This is a genomic window from Brevibacterium sp. p3-SID960, from assembly GCF_025144725.1.
GTDB lineage: Bacteria > Actinomycetota > Actinomycetes > Actinomycetales > Brevibacteriaceae > Brevibacterium.
The window spans coordinates 41,082-62,169 of sequence record NZ_JALXKS010000002.1; the positions used below are offsets into that span (position 1 = coordinate 41,082).

Sequence of the window (21,088 nt, forward strand, 5' to 3'; positions counted from 1 at the left end):
GATCAGCTTTCGCCGACGGCGACGGGGTCGGCGGCCTCGACGGCGCGGCGGGCTTCGGCGAGCATGCCCTCACGGGTGGCGATCTTGATCCGCTCACGGCCGTGCGGTTCGCCCAGCTGCTTCTCCGCGGCTTCGAGCCGGTGGTAGCCCTCCCAGTCGACGTAGTCGACGCCCTTGGCGGCGAGCCGTTCGGTGATCGCGTCCTCGCCCGGGGCCGACGGGGTCGGCAGCCGGCCGGCGACATGGTCTTCGATGAGGTGGGTGATCGTCTCGAGCGCATCGCCCTTCGTGTGACCGATGAGCCCCACGGGTCCGCGCTTGATCCAGCCGGTGGCGTACACGCCGGGGATCCACGGCGCATCAGCCGACTCCGACTGCGAGAGCGCATCGACGACGCGGCCCTCGTGGTTCGGGATCACGCCCTTGAGCTCGTCGAAGGGCAGTTCGGTCAGCGGGGTGCCGAAGTAGCCGACCGCCCGGTAGATCGCGTCCACCGGCCAGTCGACGAAGGTGCCGGTGGCGTTGACTCCCCCGCGGCCGTCGAGCTCCTGCCGTTCGGTGCGCAGGCCGGTGACGCCGGTGTCCTCGTCGCCGAGCACGGCGACCGGGGCGTGGAGGAAGTGCAGGTGCAGGCGTCGCTTGGCACCGGTTGGCTCACGCAGCGTGAAGTCCGTCAGCGTCTTGGTGACCTGCTTGGTCTGGTTGTTCGAGTGGATCTGAGCCATCGAGGCTTCGTCGAACTCGAAATCCTCGGGGTAGACGATGATGTCGACGTCCTTGACGTGGCCGAGTTCGCGCAGCTCCAGCGGCGTGAACTTCGCCTGGGCCGGGCCGCGGCGGCCGAAGACGTGGACATCGGTGACCTCGGAGCGCTTGAGTCCCTCGTAGACGTGGTCGGGGATCTCCGTGGTGAGCATATCGTCGGCCTGCTTGGCCAGCACCCGGGCCACGTCGAGGGCGACGTTGCCGTTGCCGATGACGGCGACCTCCTTGGTGTCCAGCGGCCAGTCCTGGGAGACATCGGGGTGGGCGTCGTACCAGTTGACGAAGTCAGCGGCGCCGTAGGAGCGGGGCAGGTCGATGCCGGGGATGGTGAGCTTGGCGTCGACGAAGCAGCCGGTGGAGAAGACGACGGCGTCGTAGTGCTGCTGCAGCTCCTCACGCGTGATGTCGGTGCCGTAGTCCACATTGGCGAACAGCCGGATGTCCCCGCGGTCGAGCACCTTGATGAGTGCGTTGGTGATGCCCTTGATGCGCGGGTGGTCAGGAGCCACACCGTAGCGCACCAGCCCGAAGGGGGCGGGGAGGCGTTCGAAGAGGTCGATGCTGACGTCGAATTCCCGTTCAGCCTTGGTCAGCAGGTCTGCGGCGTAGATGCCGGCCGGGCCCGCGCCGATGATGGCCACCCGGAGAGGACGAGTCATAACACACCTTTCACCTAGTCAACTCACGATTCTAACGTCCAGGCGCCTGATGTCGACATCTCGGGCGGTCAGTATGTGGGAAGTCACAGCAGCGATCCTGCTGTGGACTAGACTGCCGTTCGTGACTGAACGCCCGCTGACTGACGAGGAATCCGCCCGCCGCCGCTCGGGCCTGATGCTCGGTCTCTCCGGCTACCTGTTCTGGGGAGGGATGCCGCTCGTCTTCGCCGCTGCGGCCCCGGCGACGCCGATCGAGATCCTCGCCCACCGGATCGTGTGGTCTCTGGTGTTCTGCACCATCCTGCTCATCTTCGCCCGCGGGTTCCGCCGCGTCCTGGCCGCGGTGCGCGACCTGCGCGTGCTCGGCACGCTCGCCCTGGCCGCGATCGTCGTCTCGATCAACTGGTTCGGCTTCCTCCTCGGCGTCAGCCTCAATCGCGTCGTCGAGATCTCACTCGGCTACTTCTTCAATCCACTCGTCACTGTGCTCATCGGGGTGGTCTTCCTCGGCGAGCGACTGCGCAGGCTGCAGTGGGCGGCGGTCATCGTCGGCTGCCTGGCCGTCGTGGTCATCGCCGTGGGCTACGGGCAGATGCCGTGGCTGGCGCTGCTCGTGGCGTTCTCCTTCGGCTTCTACGGGCTCATCAAGAACCGGGTCGGCGGGAAGGTCGGCGCGCTCGAGGGGCTGACAGTCGAGACTGCGGTGCTCGCCCCGGTCTGCGGGGCCTACATCATCTATCTCACCGCCATCGGTGCCTCGCACTTCGGCACCGAGGGCACCGGGCATCTGCTCATCATGCTCGCGCTCGGCCCGATCACCGCGATCCCGCTCATCCTCTTCGGCGCCGCCACCCGGCGGGTGCCGCTGTCGTGGGTGGGGCTCATGCAGTACGTCACCCCGACGATCCAGTTCATCCTCGGCATCACGGTGCTCGGCGAGCAGATGCCGCTGGCCCGCTGGATCGGGTTCATCATCATCTGGATCGCCGTCATCATGCTCACCGTCGACATGCTGCGCGCCACCCAGGCTCAGCGGCGCCGCGAGGTCCGCAACGCCGACCGGCCCGAACCGCCTCTGCCGGCGGTAACTGGGACTCCGGATGTCGCAGCGGCTGGGGAGGCGAGGGCTACCGACGGTGTGGACGCGAATCGTCCGGAGGCAGACGAACCGCCGGCAGCCGGCCACCGCGTATAGGGCAGTCGCCTGCCGGGTGAGCCTCAGGCGACGCGGGAGACGACGGTGTCGGCGAACGCGGCGAGGCTGTCCTTGATCCAGCCGGCCGGCAGTGCTTCGAGGGCGCTGACCGCGGCATCGGACCAGCGGCGTGCTTCGGCGCGCGCCTCAGCGGTCACCGGGTGGGCGGCGAGCGCTGCACGGGCGGTCTCGAGTGCGTCATCGGAGGACAGGTCGGCGGCAAGCAGCTCGACGATGCGCTGCGCCTCAACGTCACCGGCTGCGGCAGCCCGGCGCAGGTAGAGCACCGGCAGGGTCGGCACACCCTCGCGCAGGTCAGTGCCGGGCGTCTTGCCGGAGGTCTGCGCGTCGGAGGTCAGGTCGATGATGTCATCGGCGAGCTGGAAGGCCACACCGACGCGTTCGCCGTAGTCGCGCAGCACCGGCACGAGCTCGGCTGGGCCGCCGGAGGCGAGCAGCCCGAACTCACAGGAGCCTGCGATGAGCGAACCTGTCTTGTCAGCCAGCACCTTGAGGTAGTGTTCGATCGGGTCGTCACCGGGCTGGGGGCCGACGAATTCGTTGAGCTGGCCGAGGACGAGGCGTTCGAAGGTACGCGACTGCAGTTCGACGGCGGCGACGCCGAGTTCGGCTGAGAGCAGCGAGGCGCGGGCGAAGAGCAGATCACCGGTGAGGATCGCCACCGAGTTGCCCCACACCTCGTGTGCGGCCTGTGCGCCACGGCGCACCGGGGCGTCGTCCATGACGTCGTCGTGGTAGAGGGTCGCGAGGTGGATGAGTTCGACGGCCGCGCTGGCCTTGACGACATCGCGGGTGCTGGAGTCGCCGTATTCGGCGGCGAGCAGCACGAGCATCGGCCGGACCCGTTTGCCGCCGGCGCGCAGCAGATGATGGGAGGTCTCGTTCGGCAGCTTGTCGGTCTGCGTGACGGCGATGTCGAGGAACTCCTCGACCTCATCCAGGCGCGCTGTCAGGGCAGCGCTGAGCTCGGATCCGGCGCCGGTGAAGGAGACCGGCGACAGCGGACCCGTCATGGGTGTCGAATGCTTCGTCATGTCCGTCCCCTCAGCCCTCAGTCGTTCGTCGTCGCCGGTGTCAGCCTCGTCAGCGCGGTGATGACATAGTCGTAGGCGTCCCGATCGGTGGTGGATCCGTCGTCGTAGAGGTTCGCCAGCAGCTTGACCACGAAGGTCATCACCAGTCTGCTACTCATACCGTACTTGATGCCGAGGCTCATGAGCTCGGGGCGTCCGATGAGCTCGGCGAACACCCGTCCGAGGGTGAAGTAGGAGCCGAAGCTCTCGCGCACGGCGGCCGGGTATTCGGCCAGGCGGCGCCGGCGGGCGGCCTCGGGATAGCGGGCGTAGGTGGAGATGACCTCGGCGGCGATGCGGGCGGCTTCCATGCCGTAGTCGATGCCTTCGCCGTTGAAGGGGTTGACCATTCCGCCGGCGTCGCCGATGAGCAGCATGCCGCGGTTGAAGTGCGGGGTGCGGTTGAAGGCCATCGGCAGGGCCGCTGAGCGCACCGGGGTCAGTTCGGTGGTCTCGTCGATGTCCCACTCGTGACCCATGGCTGCGATCCAGTCACGCAGCACCGCCCGGTAGTCGAGCTGACCGAAGGCCGGGGAGGTGTTGAGCATCCCGAGTCCGACGTTGACGGTGCCGTCGCCGAGCGGGAACAGCCAGCCGTAGCCGGGCATCACCTCGCCGCCGGTCGCCTGGCCCGAGGCGGTGGTCTGGGTGGGTGCGGTGAGCTCGACCCAGCTTTCGATGTAGTCGTCGTCATGACGCGGGGAGGAATGGTAGGTGCGCACGGCCACGCCCATCGGGCGGTCGTTGCGCTTCTCGAGGCCCAGGGAGACGGCCATGCGGGAGGACACGCCGTCGGCGGCGATGACGACCGGGGCGCGGAAGGTCAGCTCGGGGCCGGTCCTGCGGCCGTGCTCATCGGTGGCCCGGGCCGCGATACCGGTGACCCAGCCGTCGGGGCCGAGGATCGGATGGGTGGCCATCGTGTTCTCGTGCAGGTGCGCGCCGCACGCGGCTGCGAAGCCGGCGAGGTCGGCGTCGAGCTTCATGCGCGGACGGGTGAGCCCGTGATCGGGCATGCCCGGCACATCGGGCCAGTCGATCTCCAGGCGGTGGCCGGCGCCGATGAGCCGCAGCCCGCGGTTGGGGTGCCAGCCGTCCTCGGCCCGGGTCGGGATGCCGAGGCGCTGGGTTTCGCGCACCGCCCTGGGGGTGAGCGCGTCGCCGCAGATCTTGTCACGCGGGAAGGAGGCCTTCTCCAGAAGCGCGACGTCGAAACCCGCCTGAGCGAGGTGGGCGGCTGCGGTCGAGCCAGCCGGTCCTGCACCGACGATGACGACATCGGCGTCGATGCGGGTCATGTCGTCGCGCTGCCAGCCGGGTTGGGTCCGGCGGCGGGTTTGAGGGCGTGGTGGATGGCGACGATGCCGCCGGTGAGGTTGCGGTACTTGACCTGGTCGTAGCCGGCAGCGAAGATCTGCCGGGCGAAGGTGTCCTGGTCCGGCCAGGCGCGGATCGACTCGGCGAGGTAGACGTAGGCATCGGGATTCGAGCTCACGGCCTTCGCCAGGGCCGGCAGCGCGGCCATGATGTACTCCTTGTACGCCACAGCGAACGGTGCGAACGTCGGGGTGGAGAACTCGGCGATGACAAGCCGGCCGCCGGGCTTGAGGACGCGCAGGATCTCAGTCAGGGAAGCGTCGACATCCTGGAAGTTGCGGATGCCGTAGGTGATCGTCACCGCATCGAAATGATCATCGGCGAACGGCAGGTCGAGGGCATCGGCGTAGACGAACTCGATGTCCGGGTAGCGTTCCCTTCCGACAGCGAGCATGCCCTCGGAGATGTCGCCTGCCACCACCTCGGCGCCGGCGCGCACATACGGAACGGACGAGGCGCCGGTCCCGGCGGCCAGGTCGAGGATCTTCTCACCCGGCTTGGGGTCGACCGCCTCGGTGTTGGCGATGCGCCACAGGCGTGAGATCCCGAAGGTCATGACGTCGTTGGTGAGGTCGTAGCGCTCGGCGACGTCGTCGAACATCGACGCGACGTCGGCGGCCTGTTTGTCCAGCTGGGCCCGGTTCATTGCCCTATCGTCTCAACTGAGCCGCCCGGGAGCCAATCGGGGCCCGGTGTCGTGGCGCGGACGGCTCGAGGTGCCTGCCGCCGGATCCGGTGAGCACGTAGGATGGCATGACTATGGACAGGATCGATGTGAGCGACGACGACCCTGGGCTGCCGCGGTTCGCGGTGCGTTCATGGTTCATCGACGGCCTCAGCCCCCATGCCCCAGTGCCCTTCACCCACGGACTGCCGACGACGCCGCAGGAGTTCATCTCCCAGCTGCCGGCTGCAGGGTTCTCGTGCTGGGTGCGGCACACCTCCGGGCTCGTCGGGTTCGGCCGGGCAGCCCGGCTGACCGCCACCGGCACCCGCCGGTTCGCTGACCTCGACCGGGCCTGGCAGCAGATCGTGGCGACCTCGACGATCGACGATCCGGTCGGCCTGCCGGGTTCGGGGCTCATGTGCTTCTCAGCGGTGACGTTCTCCGCCCAGTCGCAGGCCACCTCGGTCATCGACATCCCCCGCTATCTGCTCGGCCGCCGCGACGGGCGCGTGTGGCTGACCTCAATCGAACCGCTCGATGCTCACACAGCCGACCCGGCGGGCAGCGGCGATGGCAGTGACGAAGGGGAGCTCGTCCTCGCCCCGACCGCGATCCGCCGGCCGACCGGCGCCGTTCGCAAGCCCGGTCACACGACCGGGTCGGACTACCTCGACATCGTCGCCCAGGCGAGCGCGCTCATGCGGGAGCAGACCGGTGCGCAGGCGCTGAAGAAGGTCGTGCTCGCCCGCGATGAGCTCATCGAGACTCCCGACGAGATCGACGTGCGTGCGCTGCTCGCAGCACTCAACACCGCCTATCCGGGCTGCTGGACCTTCGATGTCGCCGGCCTCATCGGCGCGACCCCGGAGCTGCTCGTCGGAGTCGAGGACGGCCGGGTCACCACCCGGGTGCTCGCCGGCACCTACCGGGTCGAGGACGATCCGCGTGCCGAACTCGCCGCCGCCCGCGAGCTGCTGGGCAAGGCCAAGGATCAGGAGGAGCACAGGTATGCGATCGAGTCGGTCGTCGCGCCGCTGACCCGCCTGACCGATCAGCTGCACGTCGATGAGGAGCCGCATCTGCTGCAGCTGGCCAATGTCATCCACCTGGCCTCCGATGCCCACGGCACGCTGACAGTCCGCGACGGGCGGGTGCCCACTGCGCTGGCCGTCGCCAAGGCGGTCCACCCGACTGCTGCGATCGGCGGGGTACCGACGCCGCTGGCCGCCGCGACGATCGCCGAATACGAGCGCACCGACCGGGGCCGGTTCTCCGGGCCGGTGGGCTGGATGGACTCAGCCGGCAACGGGCAGTTCGGCATCGCGCTGCGGTGTGGGCAGTTCGAGGACCGCAACCGCATCCGGCTCTTCGCCGGGGCCGGGATCATGCCCGATTCCGATCCGCTGACCGAACTGGTCGAGACCGGTGCGAAGTTCGCGCCGATGCGCACCGCGCTCGGCATCGACCCGCAGGCCGCGATCGCCGAGGAGCACGCGGCAGCCATGCCGACGGATACAGCACCGACGGCTGCTGTTCGGGAGGACAGCCATGCGTAGGTCCGGCTATCTGGCGATCTTCGCAGGTGCAGTCATCGTCGCGTTCAGTGCGCTCATCAGCTTTCCGCTCGTGTTCTTCGGCGACGGGGTGCCTGCCGGTCAGGAGTTCGTCCTCACCGTCGCGGCCGTGCTCATCGCCACCGGCATCGGACTGCAGGTGGCAAGCACGGTCGCGGGGTCCTTCGATGACGGCACCGGTGACCATGACGGCGATGCCGAGCACGATGCCGCCTCCGGCGGCACCCGGCACGACGATTCGCGCCGCGAGTTCACCGACTCAGCCGAACGCCCGGCCACCGCGCTCGGCAGGGTCGCCAACAGCGTCGTCTACGCCGGGGCCGGGACGTTCCTCACCGGCTATGTAACCGACCTCTTCGCCCCGTCCGACGGCGGGGCCACCACCGCTGCGGTCATCATGCTCGCTGCTGGTGTCATCCTCATCGCCGGCGTGGCGCTCAGTCTCATCGCTGCTGCCCGCAGGCGCGCGCAGCGCCGCGGCAGCGCCTGATGCCAGGCTCAGCTGGCTGCTGGGCTGGCCACTGACGGCAGCGGCACCTCGATGATGCCCGCCTCGCCAGCAGCCAGCGCCCGTGCGAGCTCTTCGGCATTGTCGACCCGTGTGTGCGGCCAGCCGTAGCCGGCGGCCAGATCGGCGAAGTCCCGGCCGTGCGGGGTGGCGAAGTAGCGTTCGAAGTAGGGCACGAGGTGGTCCTGGCCGTGTTCGAGTCCGGCGAAGATCTGCCCGCCGTCATCGTTGAGCACAATGATCTGCACCGCTGGCAGCTCTTCGCCTGCTTCGCGCAGCAGCCCGCCGATCTCATGCAGCATCGCCAGGTCCCCGATGATGAGGCGTACCGGCACGGCCGGGTCACGTGCCCGGGAGAACCCGGTGGCTGTCGAGATGAGCCCGTCGATGCCGGCCAATCCGCGCGAAGCATGCACATGCGCGCGCCTCTCGACCGGTACGGCGTGGATGGTCTTGGCGATGACGCGGATGGCCGACGAGCTGGCTGCGTAGACGTGCGGGCGCACATCGCCCGCGGCGGTGAGCGCCGCCTGCACAATCTCCGCCCGCCTGCCGCCGGTTCCGGTGTGCTTCCGGCCGGCTTCGATCCAGCGGCCCGACCAGCCGCCGGCACCAGCGGGACGTTCGGCGTGGCACCCGGCCTCGCGTTCGGCGTCGAGTGCCGAGGCGAGTCCCGCCTCGGCGCCGGCGGGGATGCGGATGATCTGCCGGTCGGAGGCCAGCAGCTTCGCATCGGGCCTGAACAGGGTCGGTTTGCCGATGACCACGACCCGCCGGCACTCGTCGAGAAGCTCTGGGTGCGCCTCGAGGACCTGCGGGTGAGCCGGCACCGCGGCGCTGGAGTCGACGAGCGGACAGGAGGGTTCGGCCAGGATCGGCACACCGGTGGCTTCCAATGCTGCGGCGAGACCCGCAAGCGGGAAGCCGTGGACATCCCCGGCAAGCACAATCGTCTCCCCGCTCGTCTTCGTGAGCGCCTCGACAGCGGCGGCGATCTGCGCGGTCTCCACTGTCTCGGTCGCGGGGATCGGTGCGGGGATCGGCGCGCACGTGAGCTTTGCTGCCCAGCCGTCTGCCGCCTCGGCGGCGGTGGGCACGAGCGGGACGTCGAACTGGACGTTGACCTGCACCGGCCCCGGCTGCCCACCCGGACCGGCACCGCGGGCCGCTGCCAGGCAGCGCCCGGCGATCGCCTCGGCGTCAGCGGCGCCGGAGGGGATATCGCAGCCGGCCACGGCCTCGGGGAGCATCGTCGCCTGGGCATCGAGAGTCTGATTGGCGCCGGTGCCGCGCAGCCGGGCGGGCCGGTCGGCGGTGAGCGCGATGAGCGGCAGGTGGGCGTAGGCGGCTTCGGCGAACGCCGGGTGGAGGTTCGCGACCGCCGAACCCGAGGTGGTGACGACAGCGACCGGGCGGGGGTGCCCTGCGATCCGGTGCCCTTTGGCCAAACCGAGGGCGAGAAAAGCAGCCGAGCGCTCGTCGATGCGCACATGGGCGGTAATCTTCCCGGCCGCGGCTGACTGCGCGAGCGCATAGGTCAGCGGTGCCGACCGGGAGCCGGGGCAGATGACGACATCGCGCACCCCCGCGGCGGTCAGGGCGCGGACGACGGCACGGGCCACCGCGGTCGAGGGCTGCAGCTGCTGATCGGGAGAGGTGTTCATCACCTCGATTCAACCACGCCCGCCCGAAAGCTGTTCCCTCTCCGGTCGCAGCGTGCCGGGCATCCGACGCAACAGCTTAGAATGTGCTCATGACCTACCCGCCGCATCCCTATCTGCTGCGCTCTGAGCCTGAGGAGCCCAAGACGCAGCGCACGGACAGGCGGCGGATCCTGCAGCTGCTCGCCGGGGTGGTCCTGTTCATCCTCACGAGCGTCGTACTGCTCACCGTCGACTGGGCGCTGCTGAACCTCTCCGGCCACCCGATCGAGATCACCGATCCGGGCACCGTCGCCCGGCCCGGCTGGATGGGCGTCATCAGCGCCTGCGCGGCCGCCGCCGTTGCGCTGCTGCTCTACCGGCTCATCGTCGGCTGGATCGGCGGTGATCCGGGTCAGGGGCTGCGCGGGGGCTCGAAGACCATCGAGTTCCTCTTCGGCATCACCGTCGGTGTCGCGGTCATCCTCGCAGCGATCGGGATCATCGCTCTGCTTGGCGGCTACCGGATCACCGGCATCCAGCTCAGTGACGGGATTCTCATCGGCCTGGCCAGCGGGATCAGCGCCGGTGTCATCGAGGAGATCGTCTTCCGCGGGATCCTGCTGCGGATCCTCGATGCGTGGTTCGGCTCATGGGCAGCACTCATCATCTCCTCAGCGCTGTTCGGTGCCGCGCATCTGGGCAATCCCGGCTCCAGCTGGTGGGGTGCGACCGCGATCGCTGTGGAGGCCGGTCTGCTGCTGGGCGGGGCCTATCTGCTCACCCGCCGGCTGTGGCTGCCGATCGGCATCCACGCCACGTGGAACTTCCTCTCCGGTGGCATCTTCAGCTCCCCGGTCTCCGGCGTCGGTTCCGGGGACGGTCTGTTCGCTGCGACATTCTCCGGGCCGGACTGGCTGACCGGCGGGGACCTCGGCATGGAGGGATCGGTCATCACCGTCACGGTGTGCTCGCTGGCCGGCCTGGCGATGCTCTTCCTCGCCCACCGGCAGGGTCAGCTGCTGCCGAGCCTGCGCACCGAGCGGCGCCGGGCAGCCAATCCCCAGCGCTGAGTCGCACGCCCGTCTCCTCCCGTTCACCCACGCGTCCTATCGTGAGCGGTGAGACCCAGTGTCGCGCCCACATCTGCCGACCCCTGCGAGGACGCTTATGATCCAGCGACGTCACATCATGCTCTCCGTCGGCGCGCGCGCCGTGCGCGCCCTGACCGCTGCCCGCAACCGGGCCGGCGAGTTCCCCGGCCGCAACCAGACGCTCACCTTCCTCGGCCCCGAACCCACCGGCGAGGATGCCGCCCGCTTCCATGTGCGGGAAAAGCGCAAGCTCTCCCGCCGGCTGCGCGAGTTCTTCGTCTACTCCCCCGCCCTGTCGCGCACTGTCGGGCTGCGGGTGCTGCTGCCGGGCACCCCGAGCGAGGTCGCCGACGTCATCTACCTCTTCCACGGCTCCGGCGATGACTTCCGCTCCTGGACCGACCTCGGGGCTGCTGAGCGGATCACCGCTGAGAGCCCGTATCTCGTCGTCATGCCCGATGCCGGGGCGGCGAGCTACTCCACGCATGCCTTCGGCGATACGCTGCTCGACTGGCCGAAGTTCCACACCGGCGAGCTCGTCGACTTCGTCACCGGCCGCTACTCCGTCAACGCCGAACGCGGCGGCCAGATCCTGGCCGGCCTGTCGATGGGCGGATATGCGGCGATGAAGTACGCCGCCTGGCATCCCGACCGCTACTGCGCGGCTGCCGCATTCTCCTCCCCGCTCGACCCGCTGGCCGCCGTGCCGCTCATGGACATCATCTCCCTGCGCGAGGGCGGCGAACCGCGTTCGCTGTTCGGCGATCCGCGCCGTGACAAGGCCGAATGGCTGGCCAACTCCCCGCTGCACCTGGCGGAGAACCTCGCCGCCACCGATCTGTGGTTCACCGCCGGCTCCGGCGATCCGGACCCGGAGGAGGCCGAGGAGCACGTCGACGTGCTGGAGGCCAGCGTCAGTCATCACGGTGAGTCCTTCCACCGGCGGCTGAGCGAGCTGGGCATCAGGCACCTGTGGACGCCGCGCGCCACCGGCCTGCACAACTGGTTCGCCTGGCAGCGCGAACTCGGCGAGTGGCTCACCGCGCTGCCGCAGCGGCTGGCGGCCCAGGCTGCCGCCGGTCGCCGTTCCCGAGGTGGTGGTCAGGTCTCCGATGGCGCATCATTCACCTTCATCACCGGTCTGCCGGTGTTCTCCGTGCACGGCTGGGAGGTCTCGATCTCGCGGCGGCGCGCGCAGCTGGTGACCTTCGGGCAGGTGACGACTGCCGGGTTCACCCTCAACGGGGCGGGCACGTTCCGCATCCGCACTCCTGCGCTGTACCACCCGGGTGAGAAGTATGAACTGCGGATCTCCTCGCCGCTGTCGGAGTCAGTCTCGACGCTGCGCGCCGATGCACAGGGCCGGCTCGACTTCACCGGCCGGATGGCCGGAGCGCTGCACGATCCGATCGTGCCCGGCCGGCGCACCCGCCACTATCGCACCTGGGGCCAGGACGAGATCACGCATGTGACGATCGCACCCTGTGCACCGGTGCCGGCCGCATCCAGGGCCTGGAAGCGTCGCCGCGGGGACGCCGCCGAGAAACGCTGAAATCCGGCAGTGGCTGTACTCGTCGACCGCTGTGCCGCAGTGACGGGTCCCGGTAGCAGCCCTGGTGATGGTTACGGGTGCAGCAGCCAGTGCGCACGCACCGGCCGGTAGCCGCGCCGGATCCACAGCGGGCCGGAGAGCGGATTCTGTGCCGCATACCCAATGAGCAGCGAGTCGACGCCCTGAGCCCGGGCGTGGGCTTCTCCGGCGGCGAGCATCCGGCTGGCCAGTCCGGTGCCGCGCAGGTGCGGTTCGGTCCAGGCGAAGCCGACATAGGCGCTGGCACCAACTGTGAGGCCGGCGGCCGCCCAGGCGGACTCCTCGGGTGGGGTGATGGTGAGGTAGGCGTCGATGGTGCCCGGTTTTCGGCCGCGCACGATCGCCGACCACCCGGGACCGGCTGCGATCGCCTCGCGCGCATACTGGCGCATGGCCGCCTCGGTGTTCTCGCGCATGAGGTTGGACATGAACGCGGCATCGAAGGCCTGCAGCTTCATCATCCCGTCCGTCAGCGCGTCCTCATCAGCCTCCTCCGGTGCGGTGAACGGCGCCTCCCCTGCCGGCGCACAGGGCGCGTCGCCGGAAAGCGTGCGCAATCCGTCGACGGAGTCGAGACGGAAGCCGGTCGCCGCCAGCGCCTGCGCGATGACCGCCTCGCGGGCGGGAATCGAGACGCGGATCGACCGGTCCTGCTCGTCGATCGTCTCCCCGCCGCCGAACCTGCTGCCGGGACCACGGGCCGTCTCGGCATCCCGGGCCCGCGCCTCGGCGACGGCAGCGGCGAGCACCGCAGCGATTTCAGCGGCATCGGCATCGCTGCCGACGCGCAACTGGATCGTGTGCGCCACCCGGGTGCCCCACGCGGCAGCCGGGGTATCGAGCTGGGAGACATGGGTGCGCACGACGGCCAGGGCGACCGACGCCTCGGGCGCGGGTGCAGCGGGATCAGCCCCGACAACGGAATCACCGGCGTCGAGGTGTGGCACCTCCAGCGGTGCCCAGGCCGGATCGAGGGCAGCCAACCGGGCGGTCTGCTCGGTGGTGAGCCGGGCGAGCGCGGCATGCGGTGCGGGATCGAAGACGGTGTCCATGCAGCGATCCTAGGCGCGCGCGGCAGGTTGCGCACATGCGGTGTGGTGCATGCCAGTGCCGATAGGCTGGGGGGGAATGCGAACCCGTCATGCTGTCACTGCCTGCGCTGCTGCCTCCCTCCTCCTGCTCGCCGGCTGCGGTGTCGGTGGGGGTGAGCAGCTGGAGACGGATGCGGTCTCGGAGCGGATCGACCAGGTGAGCTTCGATGGTGAGGCGTTCACCGCGCACGGGAATGAGACGGTGCCCAGTGAGGATGAGATCGGGTTCATCTCCGAGGAGATCGCGGACACTGCGTGTGCCGAGGCGCTGACGGCGGTGCAGCGTGAGCAGGTGCAGATGCATGAGCATTTCTCCCACGGCGAGCATGCCCGTGCCGACCTCGATGCGACCAGCTACCCCGATGCAGACGCCGCCGAGGCGGGCCTCGAGCGGGTGCGCGCCTATGTCGAGTCGTGTGCCAGCTATGAGCGCACGAGCGGTGGTGAGACGTACGCGTCCTCGACGCTCACGCTCTTCGACGTTGAGGTCGACGGCGCCGATGCGGCACTGGGCTATGCGGAGAAGCAGGCCGACGGGTTCGTCTTCCTCTACGTCTACGCCCAGGCCGGAAACACGCTCATCTCCGCGTATGGGGCACCGGATTCGCCGGCACCGATCGATGATGAGGCCTATCGGGTCGACCTGCAGGCGATCGCCGGTGAGGCCCTGGGTGTCTTCGGCTGAGAGCTCAAGCCACGCGGCGCAGTTCGGTCAGGCATTCGCGCACCCGGGCGTCCCACCAGGCGTGAGCCCCGGCGTCTGCGGTGTGGGCGGCGAGCAGCTGCGGATCAGGTGCCGTGCGGGCCGCTGGCAGCGTTGCGGCGTTTTCTGAACCGCCTGGGCCGGGTTCGCTGATGATGTCTTCGGCGAAAAGCGCCCCGGTGCCCAGCCCGCAGGCTGGTGGGCCGGCGAAGATCGCCTCGGCCGCGGTATCGACCGGCAGGCTGGCGGCCAGCAGCGCACCTGCCCGCAGCCCGATGCCGGTCTCCAGGGCTGATGACACGACGGCGGGCAGCCCGCATCCGGTGACAACCTCTGCGGCATGCTGGGCGCCGCCGAGCGGCTGGGCCTTGACGATGATGACATCAGCCGCACCGAGGACTGCGACCCGGTAGGGGTCATCGGCCTTGCGGATCGACTCATCGGCAGCGATGCGGATGGGCAGCCCGCGTGCGGCGATCCACTCCCGCAGCCGGGCGAGATCCTCGACTGAGGCGACGGGCTGCTCGATGTACTCCAGCCAGTCGCCCACCTCGGGCAGCTCGGCGATGGCGGCACACAGCTGCTGGGCGTCGGCCAGTGGGTAGCCGGTGTTGGCGTCGAAGCGCAGCCGGGCTGCAGGTGTGTGGGCGCGCACAGTGCGGATGCGCGCAAGATCAGTGTCGAGGCTCGCGATCCCGCGTGCTGCGATCTTGATCTTGAAGGTTCCGGCACCCGGGTAGCGGGCGATGAGACCCGGCACCGCTGCTGGCGGGCAGTCGGGGATGGTGCCGTTGAGGGGGACGGCATCACGCAGCGGTGCCGGAGCCGGCCGGTGACCGAACTCGAGCGCACCTGCCAGCCAGCGTGCCGCCTCGGGCGCGGCGTATTCGGCGAACGGTGAGAACTCCGACCAGCCGGCGGGCCCCCGGAAGACGAGCGCCTGCCGGGAGGTGATGCCGCGGAAGCGGGTGATCATCGGCAGCTCGACGACGCGGCGCTCAGGCAGCAGCTCATCGAGGTCCTCGGTGCCGGTGACGAGGTCGGCCAGCCAGTCTGGGATCATGCCTCCACACTACGCCGCGCACCGGCACCTGCGACGGTCCCAAGCGCTAAGGTAAGGGCATGCCTGTCTCTGAGATCTTCGACCCCAGCCGTTGGCGCGCGGTCTCCGGCTTCGACTTCACCGACATCACCTACCACCGCGCCATCGACGCAGACGGCGCCGACGTCGGCTGTGTGCGCATCGCCTTCGACCGGCCCGAGGTGCGCAATGCGTTCCGTCCGCACACCGTCGATGAGCTTTACCGCGCTCTCGACCACGCCCGGCAGACTCCCGACGTCGGCTGTGTGCTGCTGACCGGCAACGGCCCGAGCGGGAAGGACGGCGGCTGGGCTTTCTGCTCCGGCGGCGACCAGCGCATCCGCGGACGCTCCGGCTACCAGTACGCTGACGGTGAGACCGCAGAGACCGTCGACCCGGTACGCGCCGGGCGTCTGCACATCCTCGAAGTCCAGCGGCTCATCCGCACGATGCCCAAGATCGTCATCGCCGTCGTTCCCGGCTGGGCGGCCGGCGGCGGGCACAGCCTGCACGTCGTGTGCGATATGACGATCGCCTCGCGTGAGCATGCGAAGTTCAAGCAGACCGACGCCGATGTCGGCTCCTATGATGCCGGCTACGGTTCGGCGTATCTGGCGAAGATGGTCGGGCAGAAGCGGGCCCGGGAGATCTTCTTCCTCGGCCGCACCTATTCGGCCCAGGAGATGGCCGATATGGGTGCGGTCAACGAGGTCGTCGACCATGCCGAGCTCGAAACCGCGGCCCTGACGATGGCCCGCGAGATCCTCGGCAAGTCCCCGAATGCCCAGCGGATGCTGAAGTTCGCCTTCAACCTCGTCGACGACGGGCTCGTCGGCCAGCAGGTCTTCGCCGGTGAGGCCACCCGCCTGGGCTATATGACCGATGAGGCCGTCGAGGGCCGGGACGCGTTCTTGGAGAAGCGCGACCCGGACTGGTCGCCGTTCCCCTGGTACTACTGAAGCTCATCGCCGAGAACCGGTCGACGGCTTTTCGTCAGTCTCGTACTTCAAGGTCGGCGTACTTCCACCTTGCCGCGGCTGGCAGAGCCAGCACCGACCATCTGTGGTCGGGCTGGAACATCTCGTATCAAGCATTGAATGGAAACGCCCAGCGCTCGACATGATGCGAGGCTTGCCGCGCAACCTTGGCTGATCTGCGCCATCTTGCCTGTCGAGAACATACCGGCGCGGTGGGGCGAGTTCGAGTTCGCCTCCGTCTTTGAAGGAGCAGACGCGATCAGGACTGACGACAACGTAGAGCACGAGATCTGACGACTCGATGCCTGATTCCACCCTTGCGAATTCTTCTTCAATGTTGACCTAATCGGTGTTGCAGATCCCAGTCTCTATCTCGAACAGCCCGACGGGGTACATAGTGTCCGGCTGGAAGATCACGACTATTCCTGCTCTCTGCTGCTGCTCACTCATGCACGAAGCCGACCGATACAACGTCCCTAAAGCGTGCTGAAACCGCATGAAATATCATGACAACTTTACTGTTGCCATGAATAAGATGTATGACTAAGCTCACACCCATGACGTGTGCGAAGCATGTAGAGATTCGCGAGTGGATCGAAAGAGAAATCTCCCGCGGCAACTTGTCCATCGGCGATCGTCTACCAACCGAGCGTGAACTTATGGAGCGCTTCGCGGTCAGCCGCAACCCGGTTCAGACCGCCATGTCCAAACTCGTCGAAACAGGTCTTGTCCAACGACGGCGCGGCTCTGGCACAGTCGTTGCCTCGACAGGTTTGCGCAGCAGCCTTATGCGACTGCTCCATGCAACGACCGACGGCCCGGAAGTCGAGGGCCTGCACCGGGTCATCAGCACACGAGTCACCGCTGCCGAGCACCACCCGCTCTCAGTCGATCTGTTCCGCGCGGGGACCCCGATCGCGGAACTCGTCCGTGTGAAGCTCGACAGCTCATCGCGCGGCATCGTTGTGGAACGCTGCGTCATCGATCTGGCGATGGCTCCGAACATTCTCAACGAAGATCTCGCAGAACTGACGACTGCGGCGTACTACACGTCAATCGGGATCTCGCAGCTTCGAGCTTCGAGCGTTCTCTCGGCGACGCACCTCACCGAGTCGGATGCCGATCATCTCGATCTCGACACGACGACGCCCGTGGTCAGACAGGTCCGCACTCTGCACACCGGGAACGGAAAGCCGATCGAACGTCTCGAAATGCTCTTCCACCCAACCAAACTCACTTTGGAGGTCACCCAAATTGAACACTGAAGAATCGACGGTTTCACAAAAGACCGGGGGTGCGAACCGCCGTGTCGCCGTCATTGGCGCCGGGATCATCGGCACCATGTCAGCATGGCAGCTCGCACAGCGTAACCACTCTGTCACCGTCTTCGAGCGCTGGAATACGCCAAACGACCGAGGAGCCTCAGCCGGAGAGTCCCGGATCTTCCGCACTCTCTACAAGGAAGGTCCCGAATATGTCGGCTTCATCCAAAAGGCCGGCGAAAAGTGGAAAGAACTCGAAAGCGCCCAGGACACGCGCGTTCTTGAGTGGTGCGGCGGCCTCACCATCGGGAAGCCGGACCACCCAGATGTGACTGCCGTCCTCGAGTGCGCGGAGGAACTCGACCTTGAGCATCGCGTCCTCAATGCCGAGGAAATGCGCGCGGAATTTCCCGCCTACGGCGTCGACGACGACGAGATCGGGGTATTCGATCCCAACGCCGGGGTCTTCCGCCCCGAACCAGCCGTACTCGCGGCCCGTAATGAGAGCATTCGGCTAGGTGCTACTTACCGCACATACAGCTCCGTACTCAACATCCGCTCGCTCCCGGACCGTGTCGTCATCCACACGGCCGACGGGGCTGAGGCCTTCGACTCGGTCGTCGTGGCTACTGGCCCCTGGGCTGCCGAGCTCTCGGGTCTCGATGCTGGAACCATCACCAATCGGCAGCTTGTCGGCTGCTGGTTCCCGGCTACAGATGTCGCAATGCACGAGCCATCGCGGATGCCGATTTCCATCCGACGTCACTCCGAAGGGGCGTTCTCTGGATTCCCCTGCCTCGACGGTGTCGGAGTGAAGATCCTGACGCACCACCTCGAATGGCCGCATATCGACAGCGTCGAGCACCTTGCGCGGTTCGTCGATCCTGTCTTCGTCCGGTCCGCAGAGACCGCAGTCGCTCGGCTCATGCCGCACCTCGATCCAACCGCCGTCCGAGTCTCGACGTGGACGGAAGGCTTCACTCCCGACGGAGCACCAATCGTCGGACCCAGCCCAATCGATGACCGGGTCGTTCTCGCTGTCGGTATGTCCGGCCAGGGGTTCAAGTTCTCCCCCATGATCGGATCCGTCGTCGCCGACTTCGTCACCTCAGGGAGCTCCGAGGACGCGCTCGACATCATGAATTCTGCCCGCTTCACTACCGGAGGCTCAGAATGAACCTCGGAACTATCGCCCTCGTCACCATCACGGCCGCCGTCGTTCTGGGCATTGGCGCCTGGATCTCGTTCTACGTCAGCAGGAAACACAACACGGAGGACGACTGGTTGGTCGGCGGTCGCAGCCTGCCGATGATCGTCGTCGCGTTCACCCAGTACGCCACCGCTGTCGGCGGTGGTGTTCTCGTCGCCCACGTAGGCATCAGCTACGCCTGGGGTCTGTCAGTCTTCTGGTACGAGCTCTTCGTCGTCGCCGGAATGCTCATCATTGCGCTCTTCGCCAATTGGCTGCGCAAGGGTCGGTTCTCGACAATCCCGGAAGTCTTCACCCGTCTCTATGGCCAGAACACCGTGCTTCTGTCGACCGTTGCCATCGCAGTGATCGTCGTACCGTTCGGGTGGCTGGCAACTCAGTTCGTCGCATTCGCCAACCTCTTCAGTGAGGTCACCGGCATCCCGTTCACACCACTCATCATCGCTATGGCGATCATCAGCCTGCTGTTCGTCCTTCCCGGTGGACTCACCTCAGTCGCATGGTCAGACTTCTTTTTCGGCGTCTTCATGGTGGGTACGTCTATCATTATCGCCATCTACGCCGTCATGAGTGCAGGGGGGTGGGGGCAGGTCGTCGAGAACGTCCCTGACGACATGTTCACCATGCCGCAGGGCCTGACGCTCGCCGGCGCGGGGACGATCGTTTTGTGGTTCTTCGCCATTGTTCCCGGCACGCTCACCAACCAGCTCTACTACCAGCGCGTCTTCGCATCCAAGTCCGGAAAGGACGCCCGCTCCTCGCTTTATCTGGGAGCGGTGATGGTGATGGTCGCTGGCGTCTACGCATTCTTCATCGGCGTATCCATCCGCGCGATGAATCCGTCGCTTGGCGAGGACGGGCGGGAGATGGCCGCCGGATGGTTCCTCACACAGGTTCCAACCTGGTTGCTCGCTCTCTATGGCGCGTTCCTGATGGCAACGATCGTCTCGACGACTGGTTCGGCCCTGCAGTCAGTAGTGGCCAATCTCATCAACGACCTCCGCGGTGCACTCATCAAGGGCAAGACCACTCAGAAGCAGACCATCACGCTTTCCCGGTGGCTGACCGTCGGGGTGACGCTGGTCGCAGCCGCATTAGCAATTGTTTACCCGCGAGCTCTCGATTGGCTCGTGGCCACGTATGCATACTCTGCTTCGATTCTTGCAGCACCGATGCTCATCGGCATCATTCTCGCGAAGAAACATTTCCGCGTACGGACGCAGGTGGCATTCGTGTCGATGGCCGTCGGTCTCTTGGCCTGCGGAATCGCACACATCATTGGCACGAGCGCGCCCTTCGCCGTCTTCGGAATCATCGGAGGCAGCATGGCCTACGCCGTGAGCCTTGCAATCTGGAAGCCCGTCCGCACTGAGGGAGACCTCGTCGAGGACAAGCCTGTGTACGACTCGAAAACCCCCGACTCGAATTGGAATGGTGAGCTCACATGAAGATCATTGTTATCGGGGCCGGAATTCTCGGCCTGACCGCCGCCTACTCAATGAAGAAGCGCGGCCACGAGGTCACCATTGTGGAGAAGGACCGGCCGTTCGCTGGAGCGAGCCATCGATCGTTCGCATGGCTCAATGCAAACAACAAATTCCCTCAGTCCTACTACCGGATCAATCGGGCAGGACTCGACGAGCACAAGCGATTCCAGACAGAGTTCCCGTCCGAAAGGACCTGGCTGCATCCTTCCGGAAATATCCTTGTCGACTTTACGGACACCCGCGACGCCACTTACGCGAAGCGACTCAGTGATGCAAACGATATGGGGTACCCGGTCGAGAAGATCGACCTGGGTCGGTTGCGCGAGCTCGAACCGTCCGCCCAGTGGCCGGAGGAAATCGACTCCGCACTCTTCTATCCCGAAGAAGCCTGGCTCGACAATGATGTTCTCGGTGAAGAACTCCTGCGGGTGCTGACTGAGCATGGTGTGGAAGTTCGCACCGCGACAGTCACATACGTCGACTCCGATCCGAATGAGGCACGCGTGAACCTATCCGATGGCAGCGAGCTGTCCGCGGATGCCGCCGTCCTCGCCGTCGGCGCTTGGTCACGCGAGCTCGCCCAGAAGTCAGGCTTCTTCGTCCCGGTGGCCGATCTCGCGGAGCAGTCCACCCGTACGCACAGCCTGCTTGGCATTACGGAACCGACGTCGATTCCGCTGCAGAGGATCGTGATCTCCAATCGCCTCAATGTTCGCCCTCGACACGACGGCAGGATGTGGGTGCAGGTTGCGCGCCTCGAAGAACGGGTCACCGAAGGAGACTCCCAGCAGATGCTCGAGGAGGTCGGCTCCGAGATGGAGGCTGAACTCGAGCGGTTCTTCGGACAGAAGATTGCGGTAGAGAAGGTCTACTACTCGGGCCGGAGCTTCCCGGAGGACGGTCACTCGATCATCGGATTCCTCGATGACGCGAAGAAGCTGTATGCGATCGTGACCCACTCAGGCATGACCCTTGGCCCGCTCTTCGGCCGCCTCGCTGCCGAAGAACTCGAAGGACAGGAATCCGAACTGCTGGCTGACTTCCGACCTTCGCGCTTTGCCGACGGAGAAGTCGAATCAGCGGATTTCGACTACTTCATCGGTCGCCAGTAAG

The 21,088-nt window shown here is 67.0% G+C and carries 18 protein-coding genes; 11 read left to right on the forward strand and 7 right to left on the reverse strand.

All coding sequences use genetic code 11. The annotated features are described in order from the left end of the window. Positions 1–2: 2 nt before the first annotated feature. Entirely contained in the window at positions 3–1,424 is a 1,422-nt protein-coding gene (locus M3B11_RS01020; protein ID WP_259874693.1) for an FAD-dependent oxidoreductase, read from the reverse strand. Between the two features lie 121 nt (positions 1,425–1,545). Here M3B11_RS01020 and rarD point away from each other — a divergent pair, with 121 nt between their 5' ends. After that, complete coding sequence (rarD, locus tag M3B11_RS01025; RefSeq protein ID WP_311197706.1) at positions 1,546–2,619, forward strand: EamA family transporter RarD; 1,074 nt, start codon at positions 1,546–1,548, stop codon at positions 2,617–2,619. Between the two features lie 23 nt (positions 2,620–2,642). Here rarD and M3B11_RS01030 read toward each other — a convergent pair whose 3' ends face one another. Genes M3B11_RS01030 through M3B11_RS01040 form a run of 3 tightly spaced genes read right to left on the reverse strand, consistent with a single transcriptional unit; the run spans position 2,643 to position 5,736 of the window. Further along, entirely contained in the window at positions 2,643–3,653 is a 1,011-nt protein-coding gene (locus M3B11_RS01030; RefSeq protein WP_259874695.1) for a polyprenyl synthetase family protein, read from the reverse strand. A gap of 38 nt (positions 3,654–3,691) precedes the next feature. Then, the gene (locus M3B11_RS01035) at positions 3,692–5,011 is read right to left on the reverse strand and encodes a geranylgeranyl reductase family protein (RefSeq protein WP_259874697.1); all 1,320 of its coding nucleotides are present in this window, start codon (positions 5,009–5,011) and stop codon (positions 3,692–3,694) included. Next, positions 5,008–5,736 (reverse strand): demethylmenaquinone methyltransferase, encoded by a 729-nt coding sequence (locus M3B11_RS01040; protein ID WP_259874699.1) that lies wholly within the window; start codon positions 5,734–5,736, stop codon positions 5,008–5,010. The genes M3B11_RS01035 and M3B11_RS01040 overlap by 4 nt, the downstream gene beginning before the upstream one ends. Before the next feature lie 107 nt (positions 5,737–5,843). On the opposite strand from M3B11_RS01040, the gene M3B11_RS01045 reads away from it, so the two are divergent. Together M3B11_RS01045 and M3B11_RS01050 are read left to right on the forward strand one after the other, a co-directional pair. Beyond that, complete coding sequence (locus M3B11_RS01045) at positions 5,844–7,313, forward strand: isochorismate synthase MenF (protein ID WP_259874701.1); 1,470 nt, start codon at positions 5,844–5,846, stop codon at positions 7,311–7,313. Further along, a complete protein-coding gene (locus M3B11_RS01050; protein ID WP_259874703.1) occupies positions 7,306–7,821 on the forward strand; it encodes a hypothetical protein in 516 nt (171 codons plus the stop codon). Before M3B11_RS01045 ends, M3B11_RS01050 begins: the two co-directional genes overlap by 8 nt. 8 nt (positions 7,822–7,829) lie before the next feature. Here M3B11_RS01050 and menD read toward each other — a convergent pair whose 3' ends face one another. After that, complete coding sequence (menD, locus tag M3B11_RS01055) at positions 7,830–9,503, reverse strand: 2-succinyl-5-enolpyruvyl-6-hydroxy-3-cyclohexene-1-carboxylic-acid synthase (RefSeq protein ID WP_259874705.1); 1,674 nt, start codon at positions 9,501–9,503, stop codon at positions 7,830–7,832. Between the two features lie 89 nt (positions 9,504–9,592). On the opposite strand from menD, the gene M3B11_RS01060 reads away from it, so the two are divergent. Then, positions 9,593–10,552 (forward strand): CPBP family intramembrane glutamic endopeptidase, encoded by a 960-nt coding sequence (locus tag M3B11_RS01060; RefSeq protein ID WP_259874707.1) that lies wholly within the window; start codon positions 9,593–9,595, stop codon positions 10,550–10,552. Between the two features lie 97 nt (positions 10,553–10,649). Beyond that, positions 10,650–12,125 (forward strand): alpha/beta hydrolase family protein, encoded by a 1,476-nt coding sequence (locus M3B11_RS01065; protein ID WP_259874708.1) that lies wholly within the window; start codon positions 10,650–10,652, stop codon positions 12,123–12,125. A 71-nt stretch (positions 12,126–12,196) separates the two neighbouring features. Here the strand turns inward: M3B11_RS01065 and M3B11_RS01070 are convergent, their stop codons facing one another. After that, positions 12,197–13,216: a GNAT family N-acetyltransferase gene (locus M3B11_RS01070; protein ID WP_259874709.1), complete on the reverse strand. Its 1,020-nt coding sequence runs from the start codon at positions 13,214–13,216 to the stop codon at positions 12,197–12,199. Positions 13,217–13,292: 76 nt separating this feature from the next. Here M3B11_RS01070 and M3B11_RS01075 point away from each other — a divergent pair, with 76 nt between their 5' ends. Then, positions 13,293–13,940: a sensor domain-containing protein gene (locus M3B11_RS01075; protein ID WP_259874710.1), complete on the forward strand. Its 648-nt coding sequence runs from the start codon at positions 13,293–13,295 to the stop codon at positions 13,938–13,940. Positions 13,941–13,944: 4 nt separating this feature from the next. Here the strand turns inward: M3B11_RS01075 and M3B11_RS01080 are convergent, their stop codons facing one another. After that, a complete protein-coding gene (locus M3B11_RS01080) occupies positions 13,945–15,021 on the reverse strand; it encodes an o-succinylbenzoate synthase (RefSeq protein WP_259874712.1) in 1,077 nt (358 codons plus the stop codon). A 59-nt stretch (positions 15,022–15,080) separates the two neighbouring features. Here M3B11_RS01080 and M3B11_RS01085 point away from each other — a divergent pair, with 59 nt between their 5' ends. The 5 genes from M3B11_RS01085 (at position 15,081) to M3B11_RS01105 (ending at position 21,087) form a co-directional block, all read left to right on the forward strand. Next, positions 15,081–15,998, forward strand: coding sequence for a 1,4-dihydroxy-2-naphthoyl-CoA synthase (locus M3B11_RS01085; protein ID WP_259874714.1), 918 nt, complete (start codon positions 15,081–15,083; stop codon positions 15,996–15,998). A 557-nt stretch (positions 15,999–16,555) separates the two neighbouring features. Further along, positions 16,556–17,281, forward strand: a complete 726-nt coding sequence (locus tag M3B11_RS01090) for a GntR family transcriptional regulator (protein ID WP_259874716.1) — start codon at positions 16,556–16,558, stop codon at positions 17,279–17,281. Beyond that, complete coding sequence (gene solA, locus M3B11_RS01095; protein ID WP_259874717.1) at positions 17,271–18,455, forward strand: N-methyl-L-tryptophan oxidase; 1,185 nt, start codon at positions 17,271–17,273, stop codon at positions 18,453–18,455. Before M3B11_RS01090 ends, solA begins: the two co-directional genes overlap by 11 nt. Next, on the forward strand, positions 18,452–19,936 hold the full coding sequence (locus M3B11_RS01100) for a sodium:solute symporter (protein WP_259874718.1): 1,485 nt from the start codon (positions 18,452–18,454) through the stop codon (positions 19,934–19,936). The genes solA and M3B11_RS01100 overlap by 4 nt, the downstream gene beginning before the upstream one ends. Further along, complete coding sequence (locus tag M3B11_RS01105; protein WP_259874720.1) at positions 19,933–21,087, forward strand: FAD-binding oxidoreductase; 1,155 nt, start codon at positions 19,933–19,935, stop codon at positions 21,085–21,087. The genes M3B11_RS01100 and M3B11_RS01105 overlap by 4 nt, the downstream gene beginning before the upstream one ends. Position 21,088 lies beyond the last annotated feature (1 nt).